This is a genomic window from Bradyrhizobium diazoefficiens USDA 110 (genome assembly GCF_000011365.1).
Lineage (GTDB): Bacteria > Pseudomonadota > Alphaproteobacteria > Rhizobiales > Xanthobacteraceae > Bradyrhizobium > Bradyrhizobium diazoefficiens.
In genome coordinates this window covers 3,546,359-3,570,390 of record NC_004463.1, presented here as the reverse complement: position 1 = coordinate 3,570,390, position 24,032 = coordinate 3,546,359, and the positions used below count along the sequence as shown (strand labels likewise).

The following is a 24,032-nucleotide window of genomic DNA, read 5'->3' as shown; positions in this document are numbered from 1 at the left end:
CTCATCGCTCCCGCGCCAGTCGTGGATCGAGCAGATCGCGCAAGCCGTCGCCGAGGAGATTGAGGCCGAGCACGGCGACCGCGATGGCGGCCCCCGGATAGACCGCGAGCATCGGCGACTGGAACAGCAGGGTCTGCGCATCGTTCAGCATGCGGCCCCAGGATGGCTGCGGCGGCTGCGTGCCGAGGCCGAGATAGGACAGTGCGGCTTCCGCGAGAATCGCGAGTGCGAACTGGATCGTCGCCTGCACGATCAGGATCGACAGGATGTTGGGCAGCACGTGCTCGATGGTGATGCGGAATTTTCCCTTCCCCGACGCTCGCGCGGCCAGCACGAATTCGCGCGCCCAGATCGCGTTGGCCGAGCCGCGCGTCAGCCGAGTCAATGTCGGGATCTGGAAGATGCCGATCGCGACGATCGAGGTCACCATGCCCGGCCCTACGACCGCGGCGAGCATGATCGCGGAGAGCACGGCCGGAAAGGCGAAGGTGAAGTCGGAGAAGCGCATGATGATCTCTTCGGTCCAGCCGCGCCGCGCCGAGGCGATCAGGCCGAGGCAGACACCGAAGGTGAGACCGATGCTGACCGCGATGATGCCGACCATGATGGTGGAGCGGGCGCCGGCGAGCAGCAGCGAGACGATGTCGCGGCCGAAGGAATCGGTGCCGAGCCAGTGCGCCGCCGACGGCGGCCGGAGTTTTGAGGCGATGTCGATCTCGTAGGGCGACCACGGCGTCCACACCAGCGAAAGCAGCGCCGAGGCGAGCACCAGCAGGCTCAGCGCGCCGCCGAGGACAAAGCTGCGATGGCGCAGCGCACGGCGCCAGAACGTGCGCGCGGGCAGCGGACGCGTCGCGACTGCTGCGTCAATCGGGGTGGTCAGGGGCGCGCTCACAGGTCGTGAACCTTGATGCGGGGATCGATGAAGGCATAGAGCACGTCGACCACGAAATTGACGATAACGACCATGGTTGCCAGCAGCATCACGCAATTGCGCACCACGATCAGGTCTCGGTTGGCGATCGACTGGAAGATCAGGCGGCCGAGGCCCGGCAGGTAGAACACGTTCTCGATCACGATTGTGCCGGCGAGCAGATTGGCGAATTGCAGGCCCATCACCGTCATCACGGGGATCATTGCGTTGCGCAGCACGTGGCGCCACAGCACCTCGCGCTTGCCGAGCCCCTTTGCCCGTGCCGTGCGGACGAAATCCTCGCGCAGCACTTCGAGCACCGCCGAGCGCGTGACGCGGGCGAGGATCGCAGCCTGCACCACCGCGAGCGAGACCGCCGGCAGCAGCAGCGACTTGACGCCTGACCAGATGCCGTCCTCCCAGCCGGCGAAGCCGCCCGCCGAGAGCCATTGCAGCCGCACCGAGAACAACAGGACCAGCAGGATCGCAAACCAGAAGTTCGGCAGCGCGATGCCGACCTGAGTCAGCGACATCACGCCGACATCGCCGAGCTTGTTGTGGTTGGCGGCGGTGTAGATGCCGGCCGAGAGCGCCAGCGTCACCGTGATCGACATGGCCATGATCGCGAGCGGAATGGTCAGCACCAGCCGCTCCGCGATCAGGCTGGCGATCGGCGTGCCGTAGACATAGGAGTTGCCGAGATCGCCGACGAGCAGGCCCTTGATCCATTGCAGGTAGCGAACCGCCAGCGGCTGGTCGAGCCCGAGCTTGACGGTGAGCGCGCGGACCGCGTCGGCCGAGGCATCGGCGCCCATCAGCATCTGCGCGGCGTTGCCGGGAAGCGCATCCAGCACCAGGAAGATGATCAGCGACGCGCCGACCAGCGTCGCCAGCAAGGTCAAGACACGTCGGAGGACAAATACGCTCATGCGCGCCCGGTTTCGAAGCTCATCCGCGGCACGATCAACATGTCCGGACGGCGGACGCAAGTCCTTTGCGCGCAAGTGCTTTGCTGCATGCGCATGTCGTTATTCCGGCCAGCGGGACAGAAGGTCGACGGAGGCCTCGAACAGCGTGCTGACGCGGAGCAATTCCGCATCAGCCCGGAAGCGGCCGACGAGCTGAAGCCCGATCGGCAGGCCGTCGCGGCCAAAGCCCGAGGGCAGGCTGACGGCGGGATGCCCGGTCATGTTGAACGGCATGGTCCAGGGGAACCAGTGCGGCCGGACGCTGTCGAAATGCCGACCGTCGATCTCGATGGTGCCGAACAAATCCTGCTTGATCGGCAGCGCGGAGCGCGTGAGCGTCGGCATCGCCAGGAAGTGGCCGCGCGCAAGCAGGGATTGCACGCGGCGGAACAGCGCGGTGCGCGCGAACATCGCCTCCTGGTAGTCAACGCCGCTGACCTCGGTGGCAAGCGCGAGCTGCTTGAGGAAGGCCTCGCTCAGCTCGTCCTTGTGCTCGGCCGCGAGTTTTGCAAAGCGCGTGCGCCAGACGGTGTGGTTGATGGCGCGCCAGATCGGCTCGATGTCGAAACCCTCGCCGGAGAATTCCTCGAGCTCGGCGCCGAGCCCGGCCAGCCGGTCGAGGCTCGCCCTGAAGCTGGCCGCGACCTCGGCGGACACCGGACGGCCCGGCGGCGTCAGGCAGTACAGGATCCTCAGCCCGCGCAGATCGCCGCGCGGGGCGGCGGTGCCGACGAAGTCGGATACGGGAACGCCGATCGACCAGGGATCGCAGGGGTCCTCGCCGGCCATCGCCTGCATCATCAGCGCGGTATCGGCGACGGTGCGCGTCGTCGGCGTGACGTAGGTCTGGTTACCGAACACATCCAGCGCCTGGCTGTGCGGGATGATTCCGTTGCTCTGCTTCAGGCCGACCACGCCGTTGCAGGCCGCGGGAATCCGCGTCGAGCCGCCGCCGTCGGTCGCGACCGCGAGCGGCGCGATGCCGCTGGCCACAGCAACCGCCGCGCCGCCGCTGGAGCCGCCGGAGGAGCGGCAGGCGTCCCACGCATTGCGAGTGCGGCCGAACAGCGGCGAATCCGTCAAGCACTTGCTGCCGAATTCCGGCGTCGTGGTCTTGCCGATCAGGATCGCACCCTCGCTGCGCAGCCGCGCGACCGCCACCGCGTCCTCAACAGGCACATTGTCCTTGTAGGGAACGGCGCCGAAGGTGGTCTTTACCCCCCTGGTGTTGACGATGTCCTTGACGGTGTAGGGAATGCCATGCAGCAGGCCGAGCGGCTCGCCGGCCATGACCCTGCGCTCGGCGGCGCGCGCGGCCGCCATCGCCTCGTCGCCGCAGATCGTGATGAAGCAGTTCAACTGGGGCTGGAGCGCCTCGGCGCGCGCGAGCACGGCCCGGGTGATCTCGACGGGCGAGATCCGCTTGTCGGCGATGAGGCCGCGCAGTTCGGTTGCGGACAGCAGGCAGGGATCGCCGTTCATCGTCACATCACGCTCCGAAGCCGGCCACCGTTGGCCAAGGCATTAGACAAGCCATTGACAGCCAGAATGACAGTTTTGTTAACTCGCCGTCCAATACGATTTTGGTCGCCAACCCATACGTTTTCGGTATGCCAATGGATCTTCGTCGGCTCCGCTATTTCGTCGCCGTCGCCGAGGCACGCAGCGTCGGCAAGGCCGCCGAGCGGCTGCGCATGGCGCAGCCGCCGCTCTCGGTCCAGATCCGCAAGCTGGAGGCCGAGATCGGCGCGCCGCTGTTCCGCCGCGGCACCCGCGGCATGGACCTGACCGAGGCGGGCCAGGCGCTGCTGGTGCGCGCCAGCGAGGCGCTGGCGCTGGCGTCCGACGGCATCGAGGCCGCCCGCGCGGTCGCATCCGGCAAGCGCGGGCGGCTGTCGGTCGGCTACATGTTCGTGCTGGCCAATGCGATCCTGCCGCGGCTGATCCCCGAGCTGCGCCGCTCGGTTCCCGGTGTCGACCTCGACTTCGCCGAGCTCAGCGCATCGACGCGCGAGGCGCGGGTGCTCGATCGCAGCGTCACGGTCGCGCTGTGCATGCCGGCCATCAACCATCCCGAGATCCAGGTGGCGCGGATCGGTGCACAGCGCTTCATGCTGGCGATGCCGACCAGCTCGCCGCTCGCCCGCCTGGGCTCCGTGCCGATGGCCCGGTTGCACGGACGTCCGCTGATCGCGCTGCCGCATCCGGACCATGGTCCCGCATCGTCCGCCGTGGTCCCCCTGCTGCGCCGGCACCAGGTGGTGATGCCGATCGCGAGCCGCGTGGAGACGGTGCATTCGGCGATGAGCCTGGTGCTGGCGGGCGAAGGCCTCGCGATCCTGCCGGCCTGCGCGCAGCTCGGCGCCCCGCGCGGCATCGTGTTCAGGCCGCTCCGCGATGCCACCGACTCCCTCGACATCGCGGTGTGCTGGCGGCGGGATTCGCAGAGCCCGCTGATCGGAACCTTCATCAAATGCGCCGAGAAGGCCGTCGCGCGGATGTGACGCGGCGCTACGGGCTCCAGGTGATCTCGTGGCTCCAGGGCGGATCGGCGCCCGGGCGGGTGCAGGTCAGGCCGGCGCAATTGGCGGCAAAGGACAGCGCGCGGCGGAGCTCGTCGGCATTGATGACTTTCAGCTGCTGCCGCGCCAGACGTCCCTGCTTGTGCAGGGCGAACAGCAGCGCCGCCTGAAAACTATCGCCGGCGCCGATGGTGTCGGCGACCTCGACCCTGGGTGCTTGCACCTCGATCCGCCCTGCTCCCGCGTGCCACGCGATCGCGCCGTTGTTGCCACGGGTGACGACGACGAGGCTCGTGCCCTGCCCGAGCAGCGTGCTCGCGCGCTGTTGATAGGGCTCGTCGCCGAAGAGATAGGCGAAGTCGACGTCCGACATCTTGATGAGATCGGCGCTTTGCGCGAACTCGGCCATGCGCGCGAGATAAGCCGGCTTGTCCCTGACGAGGTTGGGGCGGCAGTTCGGATCGAACGAGATCGTGGACGACATCCGCGCGTCCGCGATCAGCGCTTTCGTTTCGGCGGCGCCCTCGTCGTTGACCAGCGTGGTCGAGCCGACATGGAGGACTTCGACCGTATCGAAGGCAACGGACCCGCGCCGGTAGGTCCAGTTCCGGGTCGCCGTCTCGGCGTCGTAGAAGGCGTAATGCGACTCGCCCGCGACGATGCGCACGAAAGCCAGCGTGGTCTGGTGATCGCTGCGGGTGGCAAGGCCGAGTTCGACATGCGAGGCGGTTGCGTGGTCTGCGATCATCTGTCCGAACAGGTCGGTGGAGATGCCGCCGACGAAGCCGGTCGGCGCGCCCAGCCGCGCCATGCCGATCGCGACGTTGAGGCAGGAGCCGCCGACCGCGGGCATCACCGCCTCGCGTCCGTCGGCGTTTCGCGTCGGCACGAAATCGATCAGCGCATCGCCGCTAGCAATCAGCATTCGTCTCAACCTCTGGCGATGTCGCGCATCGCGGCACGGCTGCCGCGATCGACCTCGCGCAGCAACTTGTACACCTCGCGCTTGCGGGCGTGAAACGCGGCCATATCAGGCGCGGTCGGCTCGCTCTTGCGTCCCAGCGCCGACATCTTTGCCATGGTCTCGCCGATCGAGGCACAGGCGCCGCCAGCCACCGCCCCGAGCATCGCGGCGCCGAGCAGCACCGGCTCCCTGGTCTGCGGCAGCGCGACGGTGAGGCCTGTGGTGTCGGCCATGATCTGGCGCACCAGCGGACTGCGGCTGGCGCCGCCGCCCATGATCATGATGCTGGAGCGGACGCCATGCGCGGCAAAGGCCTCGATCACCTCGGCAAGCCCGTAAGCGAGCCCGCAAAGGCCGGCGACGAACAGCCGCTCCATAGAAGCGACATCGGTGTCGAGATCGAGGCCCGCGATCACCGCGCGCGTATCGGGGTCGGCGTAAGGCGAGCGGTTGCCGATGAATTCGGGCAGGACGTGGACATCGCGGGCGAGCAGCGCGGCGCGGCTGGCATCACCGGCGCGCGCGATGATGCGGCGCTCGAGGAAGTCGATGAGGTCGAGGCCCTTGTTGCGCGCAGCCGCGCTCGCCTCGGCAAAGCCCGGATGCGATTTGAGGAGATGGTCGATCGCCGCGCCCGCCGCCGACTGCCCGCCCTCGTTGAGCCAGAAGTCCGGCACCATGCCGGAATAATAAGGCCCCCACACGCCCGGCACGAAGCACGGCTCCTTCGTCGTCGCCATGATGCAGGCCGACGTTCCCATGATGTAGGCGAGGCGGTCGCTGACATCGGTCGTTCCGCCCGAGCCGTCGCGACCGCCGATCGCGCCGATGCCGCCGGCATGCGCGTCGATCAGGGATGCGCCGACCGGCGTTCCTGGCGACAGGCCGAGCTCAGCGGCGGCCGTGCGGGTGAGGCCTGCGCCGAGCCGGGTGCCCGGCGCGACGATCTCGGTGCCGATGCGGGCGTATTTCTCGCTGACGAAGTCGGACAGCCCGATGCGCTTGAAGAATTGCGCGCTCCAGCCGCCACCGTCATGGGCGAGATAGTTCCACTTGCAGGTGACGGTACAGGTCGAGCGTTGCAGCGAGCCGGTCGCGCGCCAGGTCAGGTAGTCTGCCAGATCGAAGAAGTGGCCTGCGGCATCGAAGCTCGCGCGCAGATGGCGCTTCAGCCACAACAGTTTTGGCATCTCCATCTCGGGCGAGATCGAGCCGCCGACATAGCGCAGCACCGCATCCTCGGTCTCGTTGATCAGCCGCGCCTCGGCGGTGGCGCGATGGTCCATCCAGACGATGACGTTGCGCTGCGCCTCGCCTGAGGCGCTGACGGTGAGCGGCCCGCCCTGGCGGTCGAGCACCACGAGGGAACAGGTGGCGTCGAAGCCGATGCCGCCGACGCTGTCGGGCGCAATGGCAGCTTCCGCCATCGCCGCCCGCACGGATTTTGCGCAGGCCTCCCAGATGTCCCGGGATGACTGCTCGACGATATCGCCGGCCTCATGCCAGATCCTGATCGGGTGCCGCGCCGTCGCCAGCAGCGTGCCGGCCTCGTCGAACACCCCTGCCCGCGTGCTGGTGGTCCCCACGTCGACGCCGATATACGCTCGCGGCATTGTCGCTCCCGGTCGCTCTCGTCAGTTTTGACGGTAAGCCTACCAGCAAGTGTAGCCGCCATCCACCAGCACGATGCTGCCGGTCATCAGGCTCGCGGCTTCCGAGGAGAGGAACAGCACGACGGAGGCGATCTCCTCGACCTGCCCCATCCGCGCCATCGGGGTTCCGCCGATCCAGGCGTCGTACATTTTGGGATTGCTCTTCACGAAGGCGTTGAGCGGCGTCTCGATATAGGTCGGCGCCACCGCGTTGACGCGGATGCCGCGCGCGCCCCATTCCGCCGCGAGCGACTTGGTCAGATGGTGCACACCGGCCTTCGACGCATTGTAGAAGCACTGCTCCTGCGGCTTGTTGACGATGAAGCCGGACATCGAGCCCACATTGACGATGGCGCCGCTTTGCGCCTTCAGCATGTGCTTGCCGAACTCGCGGCAGCACCAGAAGGTGCCGTTGAGGTTGACGTCGATGACGTTGAGCCAATGCTCGTCGGTCACGGTCTCCGCCGGCGTCTCGCTGCGGGCGATGCCGGCATTGTTGACGAGGATGTCGACCTTGCCGTGGCGGGCGACGAGGTCATTGGCGACCTCGGCGACGCGCCTGGTATCGGTCACGTCCATGATCGCGGTCTCGGCGTCGAACCCCTTGGCTTTCAGGCTGGCCTTGGCGCTGTCCGCGACCTTGCTGTCGCGGTCGCCGATGACGACCCTGGCGCCGGCTTCGGCGAGCGCCTCGGCGCAGGCCAGCCCAATGCCCTGCCCGCCGCCGGTGATGAACGCGGTCTTGCCGTCCAGCTTGAATTTTTCCAGGTACATGTTGGTCTTTCCGTTCTTTGCCGTTTCTTGTCAGCCGCGAAGCGCGTTGCCGCTCGCATCGAAGCGGTGGATCCGCGCGGGGTCCGGCACCAGCGACACGTGATCGCCGGCATGCAGGCTCAATTCGCCGATGTAGCGCGCGGTCAGCATGCCGAGCGGACCGGCATCGACGTAGAGAAAGGTGTCGCTGCCGAGATGCTCGGCAACCGCGATCGTCCCCTGCCAGCCGCCGGCGCCATCGCGCTCGATCCTGAGGTGCTCCGGACGCACGCCGATCGTGGCCGCGCCTTGCTGCCTGGCGAGTTCGCCGGTGACGAAGTTCATCTTGGGCGAGCCGATGAAGCCGGCGACGAAGAGATTGGCAGGCTTCTCGTAAAGCTCCAGCGGCGAGCCATATTGCTCGATCTTGCCGCCGTTGAGCACGACGATCTTGTCGGCCATGGTCATGGCCTCGACCTGGTCATGGGTGACGTAGATCGCGGTGGTGCCGAGCTGCTTCTGGAGCCGCGTCACCTCGATGCGCATCTGTACGCGGAGCGCGGCATCCAGGTTCGACAGCGGCTCGTCGAACAGGAACGCCTTGGGCTCGCGCACGATGGCGCGGCCGATCGCGACGCGCTGGCGCTGGCCGCCGGAAAGCTCGCGCGGCTTGCGGTCGAGATAGGGCGTGAGGTTCAGCGTCGCGGCGGCGGCCTCGACCTTGCGGTTGATCTCGTCCTTGGGCAGCCCCGCCATCTTCAGGCCGAAGCCGATATTGCCGCGCACGCTCATGTGCGGATAGAGCGCGTAGGACTGGAACACCATGGATAACCCGCGCTTGGCGGGCGGCGTGTCGACGACGTTCTTGCCGTCGATCAGGATCTTGCCGCCGGAGACGTCCTCGAGGCCGGCGATCAGCCGCAACAGCGTGGTCTTGCCGCAGCCGGAGGGACCGACGAACACCACGAAGGAGCCGTCGGCAATGTCGAGATCTGCGCCCTTGATGATGTGCACGGGGCCGAAGGATTTCTGCACGTCCTGAAGTGTGATCTGACCCATGATCCGGCAGCCCCTCTACTTCACCGCGCCGAAGGTCAGCCCGCGCACGAGCTGCTTCTGGCTGAACCAACCGAGGACGAGAATGGGCGCGATCGCCAGCGTCGAGGCCGCCGACAGCTTTGCCCAGAACAGCCCTTCCGGGCTCGAATAGGAGGCGATGAACGTGGTGAGCGGCGCGGCGTTCGAGGTCGACAGGTTCAGCGTCCAGAACGCCTCGTTCCAGGCCAGAATCAGATTGAGCAGCAGGGTCGATGCCAGACCCGGGATCGCCATCGGCGTCAGCACGTAGACCAGCTCGCGGCCGATGGTGGCGCCATCCATGCGCGCGGCTTCGAGGATGTCGCGCGGGATCTCCTTGAAATAGGTGAACAGCATCCAGATCACGATCGGCAGATTGCCGAGGCACAGGATGAAGACGAGGCCGATGCGGGAATCGAGCAGGCCGAAGGTCTTGTAGATCAGGTAGATCGGCACCAGCACGCCGACCGGCGGCATCATCTTGGTCGAGAGCATCCAGAGCAGGATGGTCCTTGGTGCGCTTGGTCGGCGCGAACGCCATCGACCAGGCCGCCGGGATGGCGATCAAGAGCGCAATGAGCGTCGAGCCGCCCGCGATGATGACCGAGTTCATGGCGTGGTGCAGATAGTCGCTCCGCTCCTGCACGGTCGCGTAATTTTCGGTGGTCCAGTGGAAGAACAGGAAGGACGGCGGAATGGCGAAGGCCTCGAGCTCGGTCTTGAAGCTTGCCAGCACCATCCAGAGGATCGGGAAGAAGATCAGGAAGCCGAAGAACCACGCCCCGATCGTCGAGATCACCACCCGCTGCGTCGTTGCCATCCGCGCCATGATTCAGGCCTCCAAATTGCGGCCGACGATGCGGACGAGGAAGAAGGCGACGACGTTGGCGATCACCACCGCGACGAGGCCACCGGCGGAGGCGCTGCCGACGTCGAACTGGATCAGCGCCTGCGAATAGATCAGGAAGGCGATGTTGGTGGTCTGCAGGCCCGGCCCGCCGCCGGTGGTGACGAAGATCTCGGCGAACACGGTGAGCAGGAAAATGGTCTCGATCAGGATCACCACGGTGATGGGACGCGCCAGATGCGGCAGCGTGATGTAGATGAAGGCCGAGACGGCGCTCGCGCCATCCATTTCGGCGGCCTCCTTCTGCTCCTCGTCGAGCGATTGCAGCGCGGTCAGCAGGATGAGCGTCGCGAACGGCAGCCATTGCCAGGCGACGATCAGGATCACCGCGAACAGCGGCACGTCGTTGAACCAGTCGATCGGCGTCAATCCGAACAGCTTGGCGAGCCAGGCGAACAGCCCGGACACCGGGTGCATCAACAGGTTCTTCCAGACCAGCGCGCTCACCGTCGGCATCACGAAGAACGGCGCGATCACCATCAGGCGCACGATGTTGCGGCCGATCACGGGCTGGTCCATCAGCAACGCCAAGGGAATGCCGAGCAGAATGGTCATGGCCAATACCGAGCCGACCAGCACCAGCGTGTTCTGGAGCGACGCGAGGAAAGCGGGATCGGTGAGGAAGTAGCGGAAGTTTTCCAGCCCGACGAATTCTTCCGAGCCGGGATCGAGCAGGCTGTAGTGCAGCGTCGAGAAATAGATCGTCAGCGCGAGCGGGACGATCATCCAGATGAAGAGCAGCCCGACGGCCGGGGTCAGGAGCGCGCGCGCCAGAAACTGCGTCTGCCGGGTTGCCATCCCTGACTTCTCCGCTTGCCGAAAGAAGGCGGCCATCCATCCGGGGCTGGGCTGGAGGATGGCCGCCAGTTTGAGCTCAGGAGGGAGAGCTCGGGTTCACTTGATGTAGCCGGCGCGCTTCATCTCGCGCTCGGTCACGGATTGCGCGGCGGTGAGCGCGGCATCGACCGTCATGGAGCCCGAAAGCGCCGCCGAGAACTGCTGCCCCACCTGGGTGCCGATGCCCTGGAATTCGGGGATCGCTGCGTATTGCACGCCGACATAGGGCACCGGCTTCACCGTCGGCTTGTTCGGATCGGCGGCGTCGATCGAGGCCAGCGTCAATTTGGCGAAGGGCGCGACCTTCAGGTATTCAGGGTTCTGGTAGAGCGAGGTGCGCGTGCCCGGCGGCACGTTGGCCCAGCCCTCCTTCGAGGCCACGAGTTTCGTGTAGTCCTTGCTCGTTGCCCAGGCGATGAACTTTTCGGCCGCCTCCGCCTTCTTCGAGCCGGCAGGGATCGCGAGATTCCAGGCCCACAGCCAGTTGGCGTTCTTGCCGAGCCCGGTGTTGGGCGCAAGCGCAAAGCCGACCTTGTCGGCGACCTTGGAATCCTTGGGATTGGTGACGAAGGACGCCGCCACCGTCGCATCGATCCACATCGCGCATTTGCCGGCGTTGAACAGTGCCAGGTTCTCGTTGAAGCCGTTGGAGCTCGCGCCGGGAGGGCCGGCGTCCTTCATCAGGTTCACATAGGTCGTGAGCGTCGTCTTCCATTCCGGCGTATTGAACTGCGGCACCCACTTCTCGTCGAACCAGCGCGCACCGTAGGAATTGGCCATCGCGGAGAGGAACGCCATGTTCTCGCCCCAGCCGGCTTTGCCGCGCAGGCAGATGCCGTAGACGCCCGCGTTCTTGTCGGTCAGCTTCTTGGCGGCGTCGATGACGAAATCCCAGGTCGGCTTCTCCGGCATCTTCAGGCCGGCCTTGTCGAACAGGTCGGTGCGGTACATCACCATCGAGCTCTCGCCGTAGAACGGCGCGGCATAAAGCTTGCCGTCGGCAGAGACCGCGTCCTTGATCCTGGGCAGCAGGTCGGCGACGTCGTATCGTAATCGGCGCCGAGATTGGCGAGCGGCACCAGCCAGCCCTTCTTGGCCCAGATCGGCACCTCATAGGTGCCGATGGTCAGCACGTCGAACTGGCCGCCCTTGGTGGCGATGTCGGTGGTGACGCGCTGGCGCAGCACGTTCTCCTCCAGCGTCACCCATTTCACGTTGATATCGGGGTTCTTCTTGGTGAATTCACCGGTCAGCCCCTGCATGCGGATCATGTCGCCGTTGTTGACGGTGGCGATCGTCAGGGTGGTTTCGGCCATCGCGGGGATGGCCAGCAGGACGGACGCGCCACAGACGGCGCCGAGGACGTGTTTCACGGTGACCTCCCTCAAACTCGCGTTTTGAGCATATGCCCACGCGTTGGGCGTATGTTCGGATGAGGGATACCGCTTGTCAAGCAGGCGCGCGGGTGTTTCGGCAACTTATGAGTGCTGCGATGCGGGAGGGCGGGCTGTTGCGCACCCTCCCCTGTCATGCCCCGCGCAGGCGGGGCATCCAGTACGCCGTGCTGTCTGTTGGTTTGCCCCAAGTGAGGCCGCGGCGTACTGGATCATCCGCCTGCGCGGATGATGACAGTGTTGTGCGGGGAAAGACCGTCCGCCTCGCAAGGATGCTGACGTGCTGGCTCCTCAGCGCTCCAGGATCGCCCTTGCCGTCGCCTCGTCGGTGATCAGGCCGTTGATCAGCCCTCCGCTCAAGGCTGCCGCGATCGCCGGGACCTTGGCGGCGCCGACCGCGGCGCCAATGGTCGTGGTCTTCGCCGGAACTTCCGGCGGGATGCTGGTGAGGCGCTTGTTGGTGCCGGCCTTGAGCAGGCGGCCCTTGGCGTCATAGGCCCAGCCGGTAATCTCGCCGATCGCCCCCTGCCGCATCATCTCGAACAGTTCGTCGCGGGTGACGAAGCCGTCGATATGGACCTGCGCCTTCTGGTCCATCTGGCCGATGCCGACGAGGCGCAGATCCGCCTTGGCCGCGACCGCCTTCACCTTGGCGATCGGCTCGATGCGCACCATCCTGTTGCGCTCGTCCTCCGACGACATGAGGAACGGCAGCGGCATCGGGTAGTGCCGCGCCCCGGTGCGGTCGGCGAGCCGCCCGACGGTGTCGTAGAAGCTCGCCGAACCGTCGGCGGAGATGTTGCCGACCAGCGAAACGATCTGGTGATTGGGCCGGTCGATCGGCGTGACGCGCTCGACCGCGGCGCGCACCGCCCGCCCGGTGCCGAGCGCGACGATGACGGGCGTTTCGGAGCGCAGCGTGGAATCGAGCAGGTTGGCGCAGCGCTCGGCAATGCCGGCGGTCGCCTGCGGCGCGGCGGGATCTTCTGGCACCACCTCGCAATGGACGAGATCGAACCGCTCCTTCAGACGCGCCGCCAATTCCATGCAGGCGGCGATGGGATGTTCGAGCCGGAAGGTGATCAGCCGCTCGGCAAGGCAGAGCGAGACCAGCCGCTGCGCCGAGGCGCGCGAGACCTGGAGCATTTTTGCGATCTCGTCCTGGGTGTGGCCGGCAATGAAATAGAGCCAGCCGGCCCGCGCGGCGTCGTCGAGTCTCGACTTGTCGTTCTCGGCGGCCATGCGGGCTCACATCTCCCAGAAATCGCTCATGCGCGCGAAGACCCGATCGGTCCCGGCGGCGGACAATATAGCGCGGCCGTCGCGGGCGCGATAATGGCTGCCGCCGACAAATCCCCATACGGTCATGCCGGCCGCCCTGCCGGCCTGCACACCGCTGACGCTGTCCTCGATCACCAGCGTGCGCGCGGGCTCCGCGCCCATCTGCGCCGCCGCGTGAAGAAAGAGATCCGGCGCCGGCTTGCCGTGCCTGACCATCTGCGCTGTGTAGAGCCGCGCGCCGAAATGCGCCCGAAGGCCGGTGACATCGAGCGAGAGCGAGACTCGGTCGATGTCGCTGGACGAGGCCACGCAGAACGGCGCGGCGAGCCCGGAGATCACCGCCCCTACCCCGGGGATCGGCTCGAGCGAAGCAGAGAACGTCTCCAGCACACGCGACTTCAATCGCGGCAGGAAGCCATCCGGCACGACCTGCCCGAGATCACGGTAGTGCTGCTCGATCGCCCTGGTGCTGCGCCCGAGAAACAGCTCGAGCGCCTGCTCCTCGCTGAGCGCGAGGCCGAATTCGGCCAGCACCTCGGACAAGCACCGGCAGCTCAAGAGCTCGCTATCGACGAGCACGCCGTCACAATCGAAGATGATGAGATCGGGTTTTGGCCGGCCTTGGTCCATTCGGACATTCGATCATATACTCACCGCATGAGCAATAGCTCAGGCAAGAACGCGGTGCCGCGGCGTTCCCGCCTCAATGCGCCACCTGCCGGTAGATCGCCGGCAGCGCCGCAGGCAATCGCTTGATGTTGCCGACGATCGCATAGCCGCCGCGCCCGAACAGCGTTGGAAAATAGGATTGCGCGGTCGCGTCGACCGTCACGCCGAAGACGGCGATGCCGAGCCGGCGCGCTTCCTGCACGGACTTCCTGGTGTCCTCGACCGCAAAGCGCCCCTCATAGTGATCGACGTCGTTCGGCTTGCCGTCGGTGAGGACGAGCAGCAGCTTCTTGCGCTGCGGCTGGCGCGCCAGCTCGGCCGAGGCGTGGCGCACTGCGGCGCCGATCCGCGTATAATAACCGGGCTTGAGCGCGCCGATCCGGCGCTCGACCAGTCCGCTCATCGGCTCGCCGAACGCCTTGATCGTTTCGAGCCGCACCCAGGACCGCCGGCGCGAGGTGAAGGTCAGGATGCTGTGGTGGTCGCCGCAGGCCGACAGCCCGTGTGCGAGCACGAGCAACGCCTCCTTCTCGACGTCGAGCACGCGGTAGCCGTCAACCCAGGCATCCGTCGAGAGTGAGACGTCCGCGAGCAGCGTGACGGCGAGATCGTGCCCTTGCGGCCGCATCGCCATGTGGACGCGATCAAGACCCGCGCCATTGCCGCCGGCGCGAAGATCGCACCGCGCGCGCACGAGCGCATCAAGATCGAGATCGTGTCCGTCGGCCTGCGCACGCATCAATTCGTGGCGCGGCCGCAGGATCTCGAAGCGGCGGCGCACCTGGCGGATGTGCCGGCGCATGGTCTCGTCCGGCGTCCAGCTCTCACCTCGCTCGGAGGCCGCGCCGGCGAGCACGCGGCAATGATCGGACAGATAGGAGCTGCTGCGATAATCCCATTCGGGATAGGTCAAATCCGCGTTCAGGCGCGAGGCGTCGAGGGCTTCCGGCGGCAGGTCGAGATCGAATTTGAAGCGGCTCGCCGGCTTGCCGCTGCGGCGGCTGAGCGTGATCTCCTCGAGATCGTCGGCCGCCTTCTGTGCGTCTTCGTCATCGCTGTCGTCGGCCGGGCGATCGACATTGACCATCTCGGCCATCGCCAAAATCTTCTCGAAGCGGTTGAGCACGAAGGGATCGCGGCGATTGGCGCCGTCCTCGCGCTCGCGGACGGCGAAACGCTTGCGATTGTCCTGGGCTGCGGGCTCCGCGCCATCAGCGCACTCGTCCTCGCCGGCATGCGCGGGCGACAGCTCGCGCGTCCAGCAATCGCCCCAGAGCGGGCACGGCAGGATCGAATGATAGCCCGGCGGCGCCTTGTCCGGCAGCGGCTCCGTTCCCATCATCGCCGGCCATAATTTGCCCACGGGCGCAGGTCCCGCTCCGAGCAGAGCGAGAACGATCTGCTCGATCTCCTGCTCGATGCGCGGCAACGGACGCCGCGGCCGGGCCGCGGCGGTTGCCGCGGCAAGCTGCGCGTAATCGGCGACGAGCCCGGGAAACTGCGTGAGCACAAAGACCGCCGTTTCGGCGGCGCGGCGCAACACCAGCAGATCGCGCCTAAGCGGATCGGCCTCCACAATCGTCTCGATCGGCGCGACCGCGAACCATGCCGCGAGCCAGCGATAGAGGCATGCGTTGAGCTCGCGGTCGGGAAAGATCGCCATGCGATCGGGCAGGAAGATGGTTGCGGCGTCGCGGCCCGGCTGCTTGAGGCGCTCGTCGCCGAGGCCGATGCGTTGCCGCCAGCCGAGCCGGTGCCCGGACTTGCGGGCGCCGGCGCTTGCGATCTGCACGCCGGCCTCGCCGCCCAGCGCGCGGAACATCACCGCGATCCGGCCTCTCACCTCCGAAAGCGACACCGCGTGATCGGCGTGAACCGGATAGCTCGCGGTGCCACCAACCATCCGGTGCCAGGCACGGCCGACCGTTTCCTCCAGTTCGAGGAAGTCGAGCATGGGCCCGTCCTCACCCGATCACGGCGCGCGCGACGTCGAGCAGCGCGGCCTTGACGTCGGAATCGTCGGTCAAGGGCTCGATCATGCCGGCCAGCACGGCGTCGGCGATCGGCGTGCCCGCGGCGATCAGGGTCGCGCAATAGACGACGAGGCGCGTCGAGACGCCCTCCTCCAGATCGTGCCCCCTAAGTGCGCGCAGCCGCCCGGCCAGCGCAACCAGCGGCCGCACGCGATCCGGCGGCAGCCCGCTCTCGGCGGACACCACCGCGATCTCCTGCTCGGGGGCTAAGAAGCCGAACTCGATGGCGACGAAGCGCTGCCGCGTCGAGGGCTTCAGCGCCTTGAGCAGCGTCTGGTAACCTGGATTGTAGGACACGACGAGCATGAAGCTCTTCGGTGCCGCCAGCTCCTCGCCGGTGCGCTCCAGCGGCAGGATACGGCGATCGTCGGTGAGCGGATGCAGCACCACGGTGACGTCCTTGCGCGCTTCCACCACCTCGTCGAGATAGCAGATGCCGCCCTCGCGCACCGCGCGCGTCAGCGGACCGTCGGTCCATACGGTGTCGCCGCCCTTCAGCAGATAGCGGCCGGTGAGATCGGCGGCGGTGAGATCGTCGTGGCAGGCCACGGTGTGGAGCGGCAGTCCGAGCCGTGCCGCCATATGCGCGACGAAGCGCGTCTTGCCGCAACCGGTCGGCCCCTTGAGCAGGACCGGAAGCTGATGACGCCAGGCGTGCTCGAACAGCGCGCATTCATTGCCGGTTGCGACATAGGCCGGCAACGCGGGCGCCGAGGTCACCGTGTGAAGGGCAGGTTTCATGATGTCTCTCCGGACTTTCCAGGAAGCAGGCGGCCGCGGCGAACCGCGGCCGCCATTTGCGTTTACTCAGCCGGCTGCAGCGCGGCGGACACGGTCGCCTGCTTCTCGCGGCCCGGCACCAGCACCGCCCAGACGAACATCAGCGCGGAGATCGCGACGAACACGCCGGAACCGAGCCGGACCCAGTAGAACATAGCGAGCTGGTCCTGCACGTCCATGTAGCTCTGGCCGAGCACGCGCTGGAGATGGACCTGGACCACGCCGGCGAAGGTCAGCGCAAAGGTCATGGTCATCATGGCCGTGCACATGATCCAGAAGCTCGTCATGCTGAGCCACTGGTTGTAGGGCGCGCGTCCCTTCAGCTGCGGGATCGCATAGGCCATCACCGACAGGTTCAGCATCACATAGGCGCCGAAGAAGGCGAGATGGCCGTGCGCGGCGGTGACCTGGGTGCCGTGGGTGTAGTAGTTCACCGAGGACAGCGTGTGCAGGAAGCCCCAGACGCCGGCGCCGAGGAACGCCATCACCGAGCAGCCGACCGACCACAGCAGCGCGGCGCGGTTCGGATGCTTGCGGCCGGCCTTCCAGGTCATCTGCACGGTGAAGATCACCATGGTGAAGAACGGCGCGACCTCGAGCGTCGAGAACAGCGAGCCGATCCACTGCCAGTAGCCGGGCGCGCCGATCCAGTAGAAGTGATGGCCGGTGCCGAGGATGCCCGAGAACAGGGCAAGGCCGATGATGACGTAGAGCCACTTCTCGACCACCTCGCGGTCGATGCCGTTGAGCTTGATCATCAGGTAGGCGAGCACGGAGGCCATGATCAGCTCCCAGACGCCCTCGACCCAGAGGTGGACGACGTACCACCAGTACATCTTGTCGACGGCGAGGTTCGCCGGATTGTAGAACGCGAACAGGAAGAAGATCGCAACGCCCCACAGGCCGAACAGCAGGATGTTGGTCACCGTGGTCTTGCGGCCCTTGAGCGCCGTCATGGTCACGTTGAACAGGAACATCAGGCAGACCACGACGATGCCGACCTTGATGATGAAGGGTTGCTCGAGGAATTCGCGGCCCTCGTGGTAGTGGAAGAGATAGCCGACCACGGCGACGCCGGCCGCGCCGAAGAACATCCAGAACTGGATCTTGGCGAGCAGCGGGCTGTACAGCTCGGTCTCGGTCTCTTCCGGGAGCAGGAAGTAGGTCGCACCCATGAAGCCGATCAGCGACCATACGATCAGCGCGTTGGTGTGGATCATCCTGACGATGTTGAACGGCAGGAGGGTCGACAGGGTGTTGGGCAGGACGTAGATGGTTCCGGCGAGCAGGCCGAACAGGACCTGGGCCAGGAACAGCGTCAGCGCGCCGTAGAAATACAGCATCGCGACTTTCTGGGTCTGATATTTCATCTCGGTTCTCTCTGTCTTGAAAGAGGATTAGCGGCGCTCAACCGGCCTTATTCGGCGGCCAGTCCTGGCGCTTGATCGTGCTCACCCATTGCAGGAAGTCGGCAAGATCGTTGAGCTCCTGGTCGGTCAGGTTGAACTGCGGCATCTGCCGCCGGCCCTCGGCGCCCGACGGCTGCGACTGCATCCAGGCCTTCAGCGTTTCGCGCGCGCTTGCCGGATCTTCCTTGCCGCCCCAGCGATCCCAGACGTTGCCGACCTCGGGCGCGAAATAGGCGCCCTCACCGAGCAAGGTGTGGCAGTTGATGCAGGAGTTCTTCTCCCAGACATGCTTGCCGCGGGCGACCGACGACGTCAGCGTCGACGCGTCGGTCGAGGTCGTGGCCATGTAGTAATGGCTGTGCGCCGTCAGCCCTATGAAGATGGCGAAGAAAAAAGCCGAGCCGCCGTAGAAGACGTTTCGAGCGGCCGACTTGGTCAGGCGTTCAGCCATTGCCAATCCTTTCCGGTTGATTCCTGTCGAGGTCCGATGCTGCGATTTATTGCCGCTTCGCGCGGCCGGTTCTTTGTCAGGGCGCAATGAGCGCGTCAGATCAGGGCGACGACGGCCGACACGGACCAGGCAAACAGCACGACGATGACGACCCAGGCGCTCACGAGGCCGCGCCAGAGCGCCGGCGCGGCGCGGAGATCGAGGAAATCGAGCACGATCCGGCGGCCCTTGAGTGCGGCGAAGGTCAGCAGCAGGGCGTTGCCGAGCAGCGGACGCGTCACAAGGGATGGCACCAGGACGGTCGCGAGCGCGAGGCCGACCAGCACGATCCATGTGAGGTCGAGACGATCCGGCATCATCAGCGCACCAGATACAGGATCGGAAACATGACGATCCAGAGCAGGTCGACCATGTGCCAGAAGGCGGCCCCCGTCTCGACGCCGATCACCTCCGCCCTCCGGGAAACCACGGCCAGGATCACGATGCCGAGGCCGACATGCAGAAGATGAAAGCCGGTGAGAAGGAAGTACAGCGTGAAGAACGGGCTGGTCTCCAGCCCGTTTCCCTGCGCGATCTCGCCGGCATATTCGAGCAGCTTGATCGCGATGAAGACGCCGCCGAGGGCCATGGCACCGAACAGCCAGCCGCGCGCGGCCTGCTTGCGGCGAGCCCGTGCGGCGGCCGTGCCGCGGGCGGCGGCCCAGCCGCTGGTCACCAGGACGATTGTGTTGAGCCCGGCGAGATGCGCATCGAGCGTGGCCTGTCCGGCCGCGAACATCGCGGGATGAATGGCGCGGGCGACGATGAAGGCACCGAGGAACAGGCCGAACGCGGCCAGCTCGCTGAAGATCAGCACCCAGATCATGGGATCGCCGGGGAGATCCTCGAGGATGCCCCAGCCGGTTCCCTGTTGTTCGCAATCGGTTGCCGACATCTGCCTTCCGGATCAGGACACCGGACAGACTTAGCCCGCCTGCCCCGATCCGAGTTTGTCGGCGGACAAACTGGTGGAATGCGCCGGCTTGTTTGCGCCGACGCAACGTCCGCCCGCCCGGATCACGGTAGGAACCACCTCAGGATTTCAGGGAGCGGCGAGCAACGATATGAGCGACGCACAAATCGGGCTGATGACCGCGACCCCCATCATCATCGCGTTCGCCATCGCACTCAGGCGCATGGGGGTACTGTCAACCGTGGCGACCGTCTCGGCGGTCAGCCTCTCCGTCGCCATCGCGGCGGTGCTATTCACGACGCAGTAGCGGCTGCCGTAGGGTGGACGCGTGCCCACCACTTCTCGCGCGATCGTAGAAAGGTGGTAGGCACGGCGCTTACGCGCCTTTGCCGACCCTACAACAGTCCACTCACCGCCGCTGATTATACACGTCGATGCACACCGCTCCCAGCAGCACCAGGCCCTTGATGACCTGCTGATAGTCGATGCCGATGCCGAGGATGGACATGCCGTTGTTCATCACGCCCATGATCATGGCGCCGACCACGGCGCCGCCGACGCGGCCCACGCCGCCATAGGCCGAGGCGCCGCCGATGAAGCAGGCGGCGATGACGTCGAGCTCGAAGCCCAGGCCCGCCTTCGGCGTCGCGGTGTTGAGACGCGCGGCGAAGACGAGGCCGGCGAGCGCGGCCAGCACGCCCATGTTGACGAAGGTGAGGAAGGTCAGCCGCTCGGTCTTGATGCCCGACAGGCTTGCCGCCTTGGCATTGCCACCGACCGCGTAGATCTGCCGCCCGATCACGGTGCGACGGGTGACGAAGCCGTAGAGCGCGATCAGCGCGCCCATGATCACCAGCACGTTGGGCAGGCCGCGATGCGAGGCGATCAGATAGGTGAAGTAGAGCACGGCGCAGGCCAGCAAAATGCTCTTGCCGAGGAAGAAGGCATAAGGCTCGACCTCGATGCCGTGCGACTGCTCGCGCGACCGGCCCTTGGCGCTGACATAAACGAGGCCGAGCGCGAGCACGGCGCCGATCAGCATGGAGGTCGGATGCAGCGTGCCGGCCTCGGGCAGGATCTCCGGAATGAAGCCCGAGGACAGTTTCTGGAAGGTCGCCGGGAACGGCCCGAGCGACTGGCCCTGCAACACCGCAAGCGCAAGACCCTTGAACACGAGCATGCCGGCCAGCGTCACGATGAAGGACGGGATCTTGAAATAGGCCACCCAATAGCCCTGCGCCGCGCCGATCGCGGCGCCCAGCAGCAGGCAGGCGATGAAGGCCAGCGTGTAGTCGACCTTGTAGGTCACCATCAGCACGGCGGCCACCGCGCCGACGAAGCCCGCGACCGAACCGACCGAGAGGTCGATATGGCCGGTGACGATCACCAGCAGCATGCCGAGCGCCATGATGACGATGTAGCTGTTCTGGAGCACCAGGTTGGTCAAATTGAGCGGCTGGAGCAGCGTGCCGCCGGTCATGACCTGGAAGAACAGCATGATCGCGATCAGCGACATCAGCATGCCGTAATTGCGCAAATTATTCTTGATGAAGCTGCCGTGCCGGCGCTCCTCGGGCAGCGAAACCGTCTTGTCGGTCATGGCTGCAATCCTCCCATCTCCGCGGCCTCAGGCACGCCGTTTCCGTTGCTTCTCTGGTTGCGCATGATGGCGCGCATGATCTTCTCCTGCGTCGCTTCCGTGCCGGAGAACTCGCCGACGAAAGCGCCGTCGTTCATCACGCAGATGCGGTCGCAGATGCCGAGCAGCTCGGGCATCTCCGAGGAGATGACCACGACGCCGCGGCCGGCCTCCGCAAGCTCGTTGATGATACAGTAAATCTCGTATTTGGCACCGACGTCGATGCCCCTTGTCGGCTCGTCCAGGATCAGCACCTTGGGGTCGGTCATCAGCCATTTCGACAGCACCACCTTCTGCTGGTTGCCGCCGGAGAGCTGGCCGGTCTCCTGGTAGACGTCCGAGCAGCGGATGCGCATGCGGTTCCTGTAGTCGCTGGCAACCTTCAGCTCGGCGATGTCGTCGATCACCCTCCCCGGCGCGACCTGGTCGAGGCTGGCGAGCGTGATGTTCTTGCGGACGTCGTCGGCGAGGATCAGCCCGAGCTGCTTGCGGTCCTCGGTGACATAGGCAAGGCCGGCGTCGATCGCGGCGGCGACGCTCGGCAGCACGATCTCCCTGCCTTCGAGCCGGATCGAGCCGCTGATATTGGTGCCCCAGGAGCGGCCGAACAGGCTCATGGCGAATTCGGTGCGGCCGGCGCCCATCAGCCCGGCGATGCCGACGACCTCGCCGCGCTTGACGCCGAAATTGACGTTCTTGATGACCTGCCGCTCGGGATGAATGGGGTGATAGACCGACCAGTTCTCGATGGCGAGCACGGGCTCGCCGATCTTCACGCTGCGCTCGGGGAAGCGATGGGCGAGATCGCGGTTGACCATGCTGCGGATGATGCGGTCTTCCTGGATCGGCTCGGCACGGCAGTCGATGCTGTCGACGGTGCGGCCGTCGCGCAGCACGGTGATGTGGTCGGCGACCTTGGCCACCTCGTTGAGCTTGTGCGAGATCAGGATCGAGCCGATGCCCTGCTCGCGGAACGCCATCAGGCGTTCGAGCAATGCGGCACTATCGGCTTCGTTGAGGCTCGCGGTCGGCTCGTCCAGGATCAGCATCCGCACCCGCTTGGACAGCGCCTTGGCGATCTCGACCAGCTGCTGCTTGCCGACGCCGAGGTCGGTGATCAGCGTATCCGGCGATTCCCTCAGGCCGACCTGCGCCAGCAGCTCGCGCGTGCGCCGGTACACCTCGTCGCGGTCGATCACGCCGAATTTCGACGGCGGATGCGACAGGAAGATGTTTTCGGCGATCGACATCAACGGGATCAACGCCAGCTCCTGGTGGATGATGATGATGCCGAGCGCCTCGGAATCGTTGATGTCGCGGAAGCGGCGCTCCTCGCCCTCGAAGATGATGGTGCCCTCGTAGCTGCCGTGCGGATAGACGCCGCTGAGCACCTTCATCAGCGTGGACTTGCCTGCGCCGTTCTCGCCGACAAGCGCGTGGATCTGCCCGGCGTGAACCGAGAAGTTGACGTCGCGCAGCGCCTGGACGCCGGCAAAGCTCTTGCTGACGTTGCGCATCTCCAGCATGGCGGTCATCGTCGTTGTCCCTTGGTCGCTGACTTCACCTCTCCCCGCTTGCGGGGAGAGGTCGATCGCGTAGCGATCGGGTGAGGGGGAGTCTCCGCAAGGGTAACTGCCCGTGTGGAGAGAGCCCCTCACCCCGCCCTCTCCCCGCAAGAGCGGGGCGAGGGAGACGAAAGAGTCTTACTGGAACTGCGACTTCTTGTAGTAGCCGCTGTCCACCAGAACCTTCTCCCAATTGTCCTTGTAGACCACGACCGGCTTGAGCAGATAGGACGGAACCTTCTTGACGCCGTTCTCATAGGTGTTGGTGTCGTTGACCGTGACCTGCTTGCCGGCGAGCGCGGCGTCGACCATGTCGGCGGTCACCTTGGCGAGATCGCGGGTGTCCTTGAAGATGGTCGAATACTGATCGCCGCGCAGCATCGCCTTGATCGAGGGCACCTCGGCGTCCTGGCCCGAGATGACGGGCATCGGCTGGTCGGCGCTGCCATAGCCCACGCCCTTCAGCGAGGAGATGATGCCGATCGAGAGGCCGTCATAGGGCGACAGCACGGCGTTGACCTTCTTGTTGCCGTAGTAGGCGCTGAGCAGGTTGTCCATGCGGGCCTGCGCGGTGGCGCCGTCCCAGCGCAGGGTCGCGACCTTGTCCATGCCCATCTGGCCGGACACGACGACGAGCTTGCCGCTGTCGATGTAGGGCTTCAGCACGCTCATGGCGCCGTTGTAGAAGAAGTAGGCGTTGTTGTCGTCGGGCGAGCCGCCGAACAGCTCGATGTTGAACGGACCCTTGCCGTCCTTCAGGCCGAGACCCTGCACGAGCGACTCCGCCTGGAGCACGCCGACCTGGAAATTGTCGAAGGTCGCGTAATAGTCGACGTTCGGCGTGCCGCGGATCAGGCGGTCATAGGCAATCACCGTGATGCCTTTTGCTTTCGCCTGCTTGAGCACGTCGGACAGCGTGGTGCCGTCGATCGCGGCGATCACCAGCGCCTTCGCGCCCTTGGTCACCATGTTCTCGACCTGCGAGAGCTGGTTCGGGATGTCGTCCTCGGCATATTGCAGGTCGGTGTTGTAGCCGCGCTCCTTCAGCACCTTGACCATGTTGTTGCCGTCGTCGATCCAGCGCGCCGACGATTTGGTCGGCATGGCGATGCCGACGGTCGCCTTGTCCTGCGCGGAGGCGGTGACGCCCGCGGCCATCGTCGCAGCGCCGGCCAGCGCCAGCGCGAGGAATGTCGTCTTCAGTTTCAGCATGCTTCACTCCCTTGGGTGTCAGACTGTTTTTCGTGTCGTCGAGAACGTTCGTCG

21 protein-coding genes and 2 pseudogenes are annotated in these 24,032 nt (G+C 65.9%); 2 read left to right on the top strand and 21 right to left on the bottom strand.

All coding sequences use genetic code 11. The features are described 5' to 3' along the window. Position 1 precedes the first annotated feature (1 nt). From BJA_RS16030 to BJA_RS16020, 3 genes are all read right to left on the bottom strand, one after another. Positions 2 to 895: an ABC transporter permease gene (locus tag BJA_RS16030; RefSeq protein ID WP_011086015.1), complete on the bottom strand. Its 894-nt coding sequence runs from the start codon at positions 893 to 895 to the stop codon at positions 2 to 4. Further along, positions 892 to 1,842 carry an ABC transporter permease gene (locus tag BJA_RS16025; protein ID WP_011086014.1) on the bottom strand — a complete coding sequence of 317 codons (951 nt, stop codon included), beginning with the start codon at positions 1,840 to 1,842 and terminating at the stop codon, positions 892 to 894. The genes BJA_RS16030 and BJA_RS16025 overlap by 4 nt, the downstream gene beginning before the upstream one ends. A gap of 99 nt (positions 1,843 to 1,941) precedes the next feature. Further along, positions 1,942 to 3,363 carry an amidase gene (locus BJA_RS16020; RefSeq protein WP_038966044.1) on the bottom strand — a complete coding sequence of 474 codons (1,422 nt, stop codon included), beginning with the start codon at positions 3,361 to 3,363 and terminating at the stop codon, positions 1,942 to 1,944. Positions 3,364 to 3,497: 134 nt separating this feature from the next. Between BJA_RS16020 and BJA_RS16015 the strand changes: the two genes are divergently transcribed. After that, on the top strand, positions 3,498 to 4,385 hold the full coding sequence (locus tag BJA_RS16015) for a LysR family transcriptional regulator (protein WP_038966045.1): 888 nt from the start codon (positions 3,498 to 3,500) through the stop codon (positions 4,383 to 4,385). A gap of 7 nt (positions 4,386 to 4,392) precedes the next feature. Here the strand turns inward: BJA_RS16015 and BJA_RS16010 are convergent, their stop codons facing one another. The 15 genes and pseudogenes from BJA_RS16010 to BJA_RS15940 form a co-directional block, all read right to left on the bottom strand. Next, a complete protein-coding gene (locus BJA_RS16010) occupies positions 4,393 to 5,328 on the bottom strand; it encodes a carbohydrate kinase family protein (protein WP_011086011.1) in 936 nt (311 codons plus the stop codon). A gap of 5 nt (positions 5,329 to 5,333) precedes the next feature. Continuing rightward, on the bottom strand, positions 5,334 to 6,980 hold the full coding sequence (locus tag BJA_RS16005) for an FGGY-family carbohydrate kinase (RefSeq protein WP_011086010.1): 1,647 nt from the start codon (positions 6,978 to 6,980) through the stop codon (positions 5,334 to 5,336). Positions 6,981 to 7,019: 39 nt separating this feature from the next. Then, positions 7,020 to 7,793, bottom strand: coding sequence for an SDR family NAD(P)-dependent oxidoreductase (locus BJA_RS16000; protein ID WP_011086009.1), 774 nt, complete (start codon positions 7,791 to 7,793; stop codon positions 7,020 to 7,022). Positions 7,794 to 7,823: 30 nt separating this feature from the next. After that, a complete protein-coding gene (locus tag BJA_RS15995) occupies positions 7,824 to 8,831 on the bottom strand; it encodes an ABC transporter ATP-binding protein (RefSeq protein WP_011086008.1) in 1,008 nt (335 codons plus the stop codon). Between the two features lie 15 nt (positions 8,832 to 8,846). After that, positions 8,847 to 9,678: pseudogene (locus tag BJA_RS15990) on the bottom strand (carbohydrate ABC transporter permease). 3 nt (positions 9,679 to 9,681) lie between these two features. Then, positions 9,682 to 10,554, bottom strand: a complete 873-nt coding sequence (locus BJA_RS15985) for a carbohydrate ABC transporter permease (protein WP_038966047.1) — start codon at positions 10,552 to 10,554, stop codon at positions 9,682 to 9,684. A 96-nt stretch (positions 10,555 to 10,650) separates the two neighbouring features. Beyond that, positions 10,651 to 11,909 (bottom strand): annotated as a pseudogene (locus tag BJA_RS15980) (ABC transporter substrate-binding protein). 369 nt (positions 11,910 to 12,278) lie between these two features. Next, on the bottom strand, positions 12,279 to 13,229 hold the full coding sequence (locus tag BJA_RS15975; protein ID WP_011086003.1) for a sugar-binding transcriptional regulator: 951 nt from the start codon (positions 13,227 to 13,229) through the stop codon (positions 12,279 to 12,281). A gap of 6 nt (positions 13,230 to 13,235) precedes the next feature. After that, positions 13,236 to 13,898: an HAD family hydrolase gene (locus tag BJA_RS15970; protein ID WP_011086002.1), complete on the bottom strand. Its 663-nt coding sequence runs from the start codon at positions 13,896 to 13,898 to the stop codon at positions 13,236 to 13,238. Between the two features lie 73 nt (positions 13,899 to 13,971). Continuing rightward, positions 13,972 to 15,891, bottom strand: a complete 1,920-nt coding sequence (locus BJA_RS15965; RefSeq protein WP_011086001.1) for a nitric oxide reductase activation protein NorD — start codon at positions 15,889 to 15,891, stop codon at positions 13,972 to 13,974. A 10-nt stretch (positions 15,892 to 15,901) separates the two neighbouring features. Continuing rightward, positions 15,902 to 16,711 (bottom strand): CbbQ/NirQ/NorQ/GpvN family protein, encoded by an 810-nt coding sequence (locus BJA_RS15960; protein ID WP_011086000.1) that lies wholly within the window; start codon positions 16,709 to 16,711, stop codon positions 15,902 to 15,904. A gap of 62 nt (positions 16,712 to 16,773) precedes the next feature. Beyond that, positions 16,774 to 18,120 carry a cbb3-type cytochrome c oxidase subunit I gene (locus BJA_RS15955; protein WP_011085999.1) on the bottom strand — a complete coding sequence of 449 codons (1,347 nt, stop codon included), beginning with the start codon at positions 18,118 to 18,120 and terminating at the stop codon, positions 16,774 to 16,776. A 37-nt stretch (positions 18,121 to 18,157) separates the two neighbouring features. Continuing rightward, positions 18,158 to 18,610 (bottom strand): c-type cytochrome, encoded by a 453-nt coding sequence (locus BJA_RS15950; protein ID WP_011085998.1) that lies wholly within the window; start codon positions 18,608 to 18,610, stop codon positions 18,158 to 18,160. A 95-nt stretch (positions 18,611 to 18,705) separates the two neighbouring features. After that, positions 18,706 to 18,966: a cytochrome C oxidase subunit IV family protein gene (locus BJA_RS15945; RefSeq protein ID WP_051000292.1), complete on the bottom strand. Its 261-nt coding sequence runs from the start codon at positions 18,964 to 18,966 to the stop codon at positions 18,706 to 18,708. A gap of 2 nt (positions 18,967 to 18,968) precedes the next feature. Then, positions 18,969 to 19,544: a cytochrome c oxidase subunit 3 family protein gene (locus BJA_RS15940; protein WP_011085996.1), complete on the bottom strand. Its 576-nt coding sequence runs from the start codon at positions 19,542 to 19,544 to the stop codon at positions 18,969 to 18,971. A gap of 169 nt (positions 19,545 to 19,713) precedes the next feature. Here BJA_RS15940 and BJA_RS42275 point away from each other — a divergent pair, with 169 nt between their 5' ends. Then, positions 19,714 to 19,869: a hypothetical protein gene (locus BJA_RS42275; protein ID WP_091892367.1), complete on the top strand. Its 156-nt coding sequence runs from the start codon at positions 19,714 to 19,716 to the stop codon at positions 19,867 to 19,869. A 102-nt stretch (positions 19,870 to 19,971) separates the two neighbouring features. Here the strand turns inward: BJA_RS42275 and mmsB are convergent, their stop codons facing one another. The 3 genes from mmsB to chvE form a co-directional block, all read right to left on the bottom strand. After that, a complete protein-coding gene (mmsB, locus tag BJA_RS15935) occupies positions 19,972 to 21,162 on the bottom strand; it encodes a multiple monosaccharide ABC transporter permease (protein WP_011085994.1) in 1,191 nt (396 codons plus the stop codon). After that, entirely contained in the window at positions 21,159 to 22,736 is a 1,578-nt protein-coding gene (gene mmsA / locus BJA_RS15930; protein WP_038966050.1) for a multiple monosaccharide ABC transporter ATP-binding protein, read from the bottom strand. The genes mmsB and mmsA overlap by 4 nt, the downstream gene beginning before the upstream one ends. A gap of 168 nt (positions 22,737 to 22,904) precedes the next feature. After that, positions 22,905 to 23,978: a multiple monosaccharide ABC transporter substrate-binding protein gene (gene chvE, locus BJA_RS15925; protein WP_011085992.1), complete on the bottom strand. Its 1,074-nt coding sequence runs from the start codon at positions 23,976 to 23,978 to the stop codon at positions 22,905 to 22,907. Positions 23,979 to 24,032 lie beyond the last annotated feature (54 nt).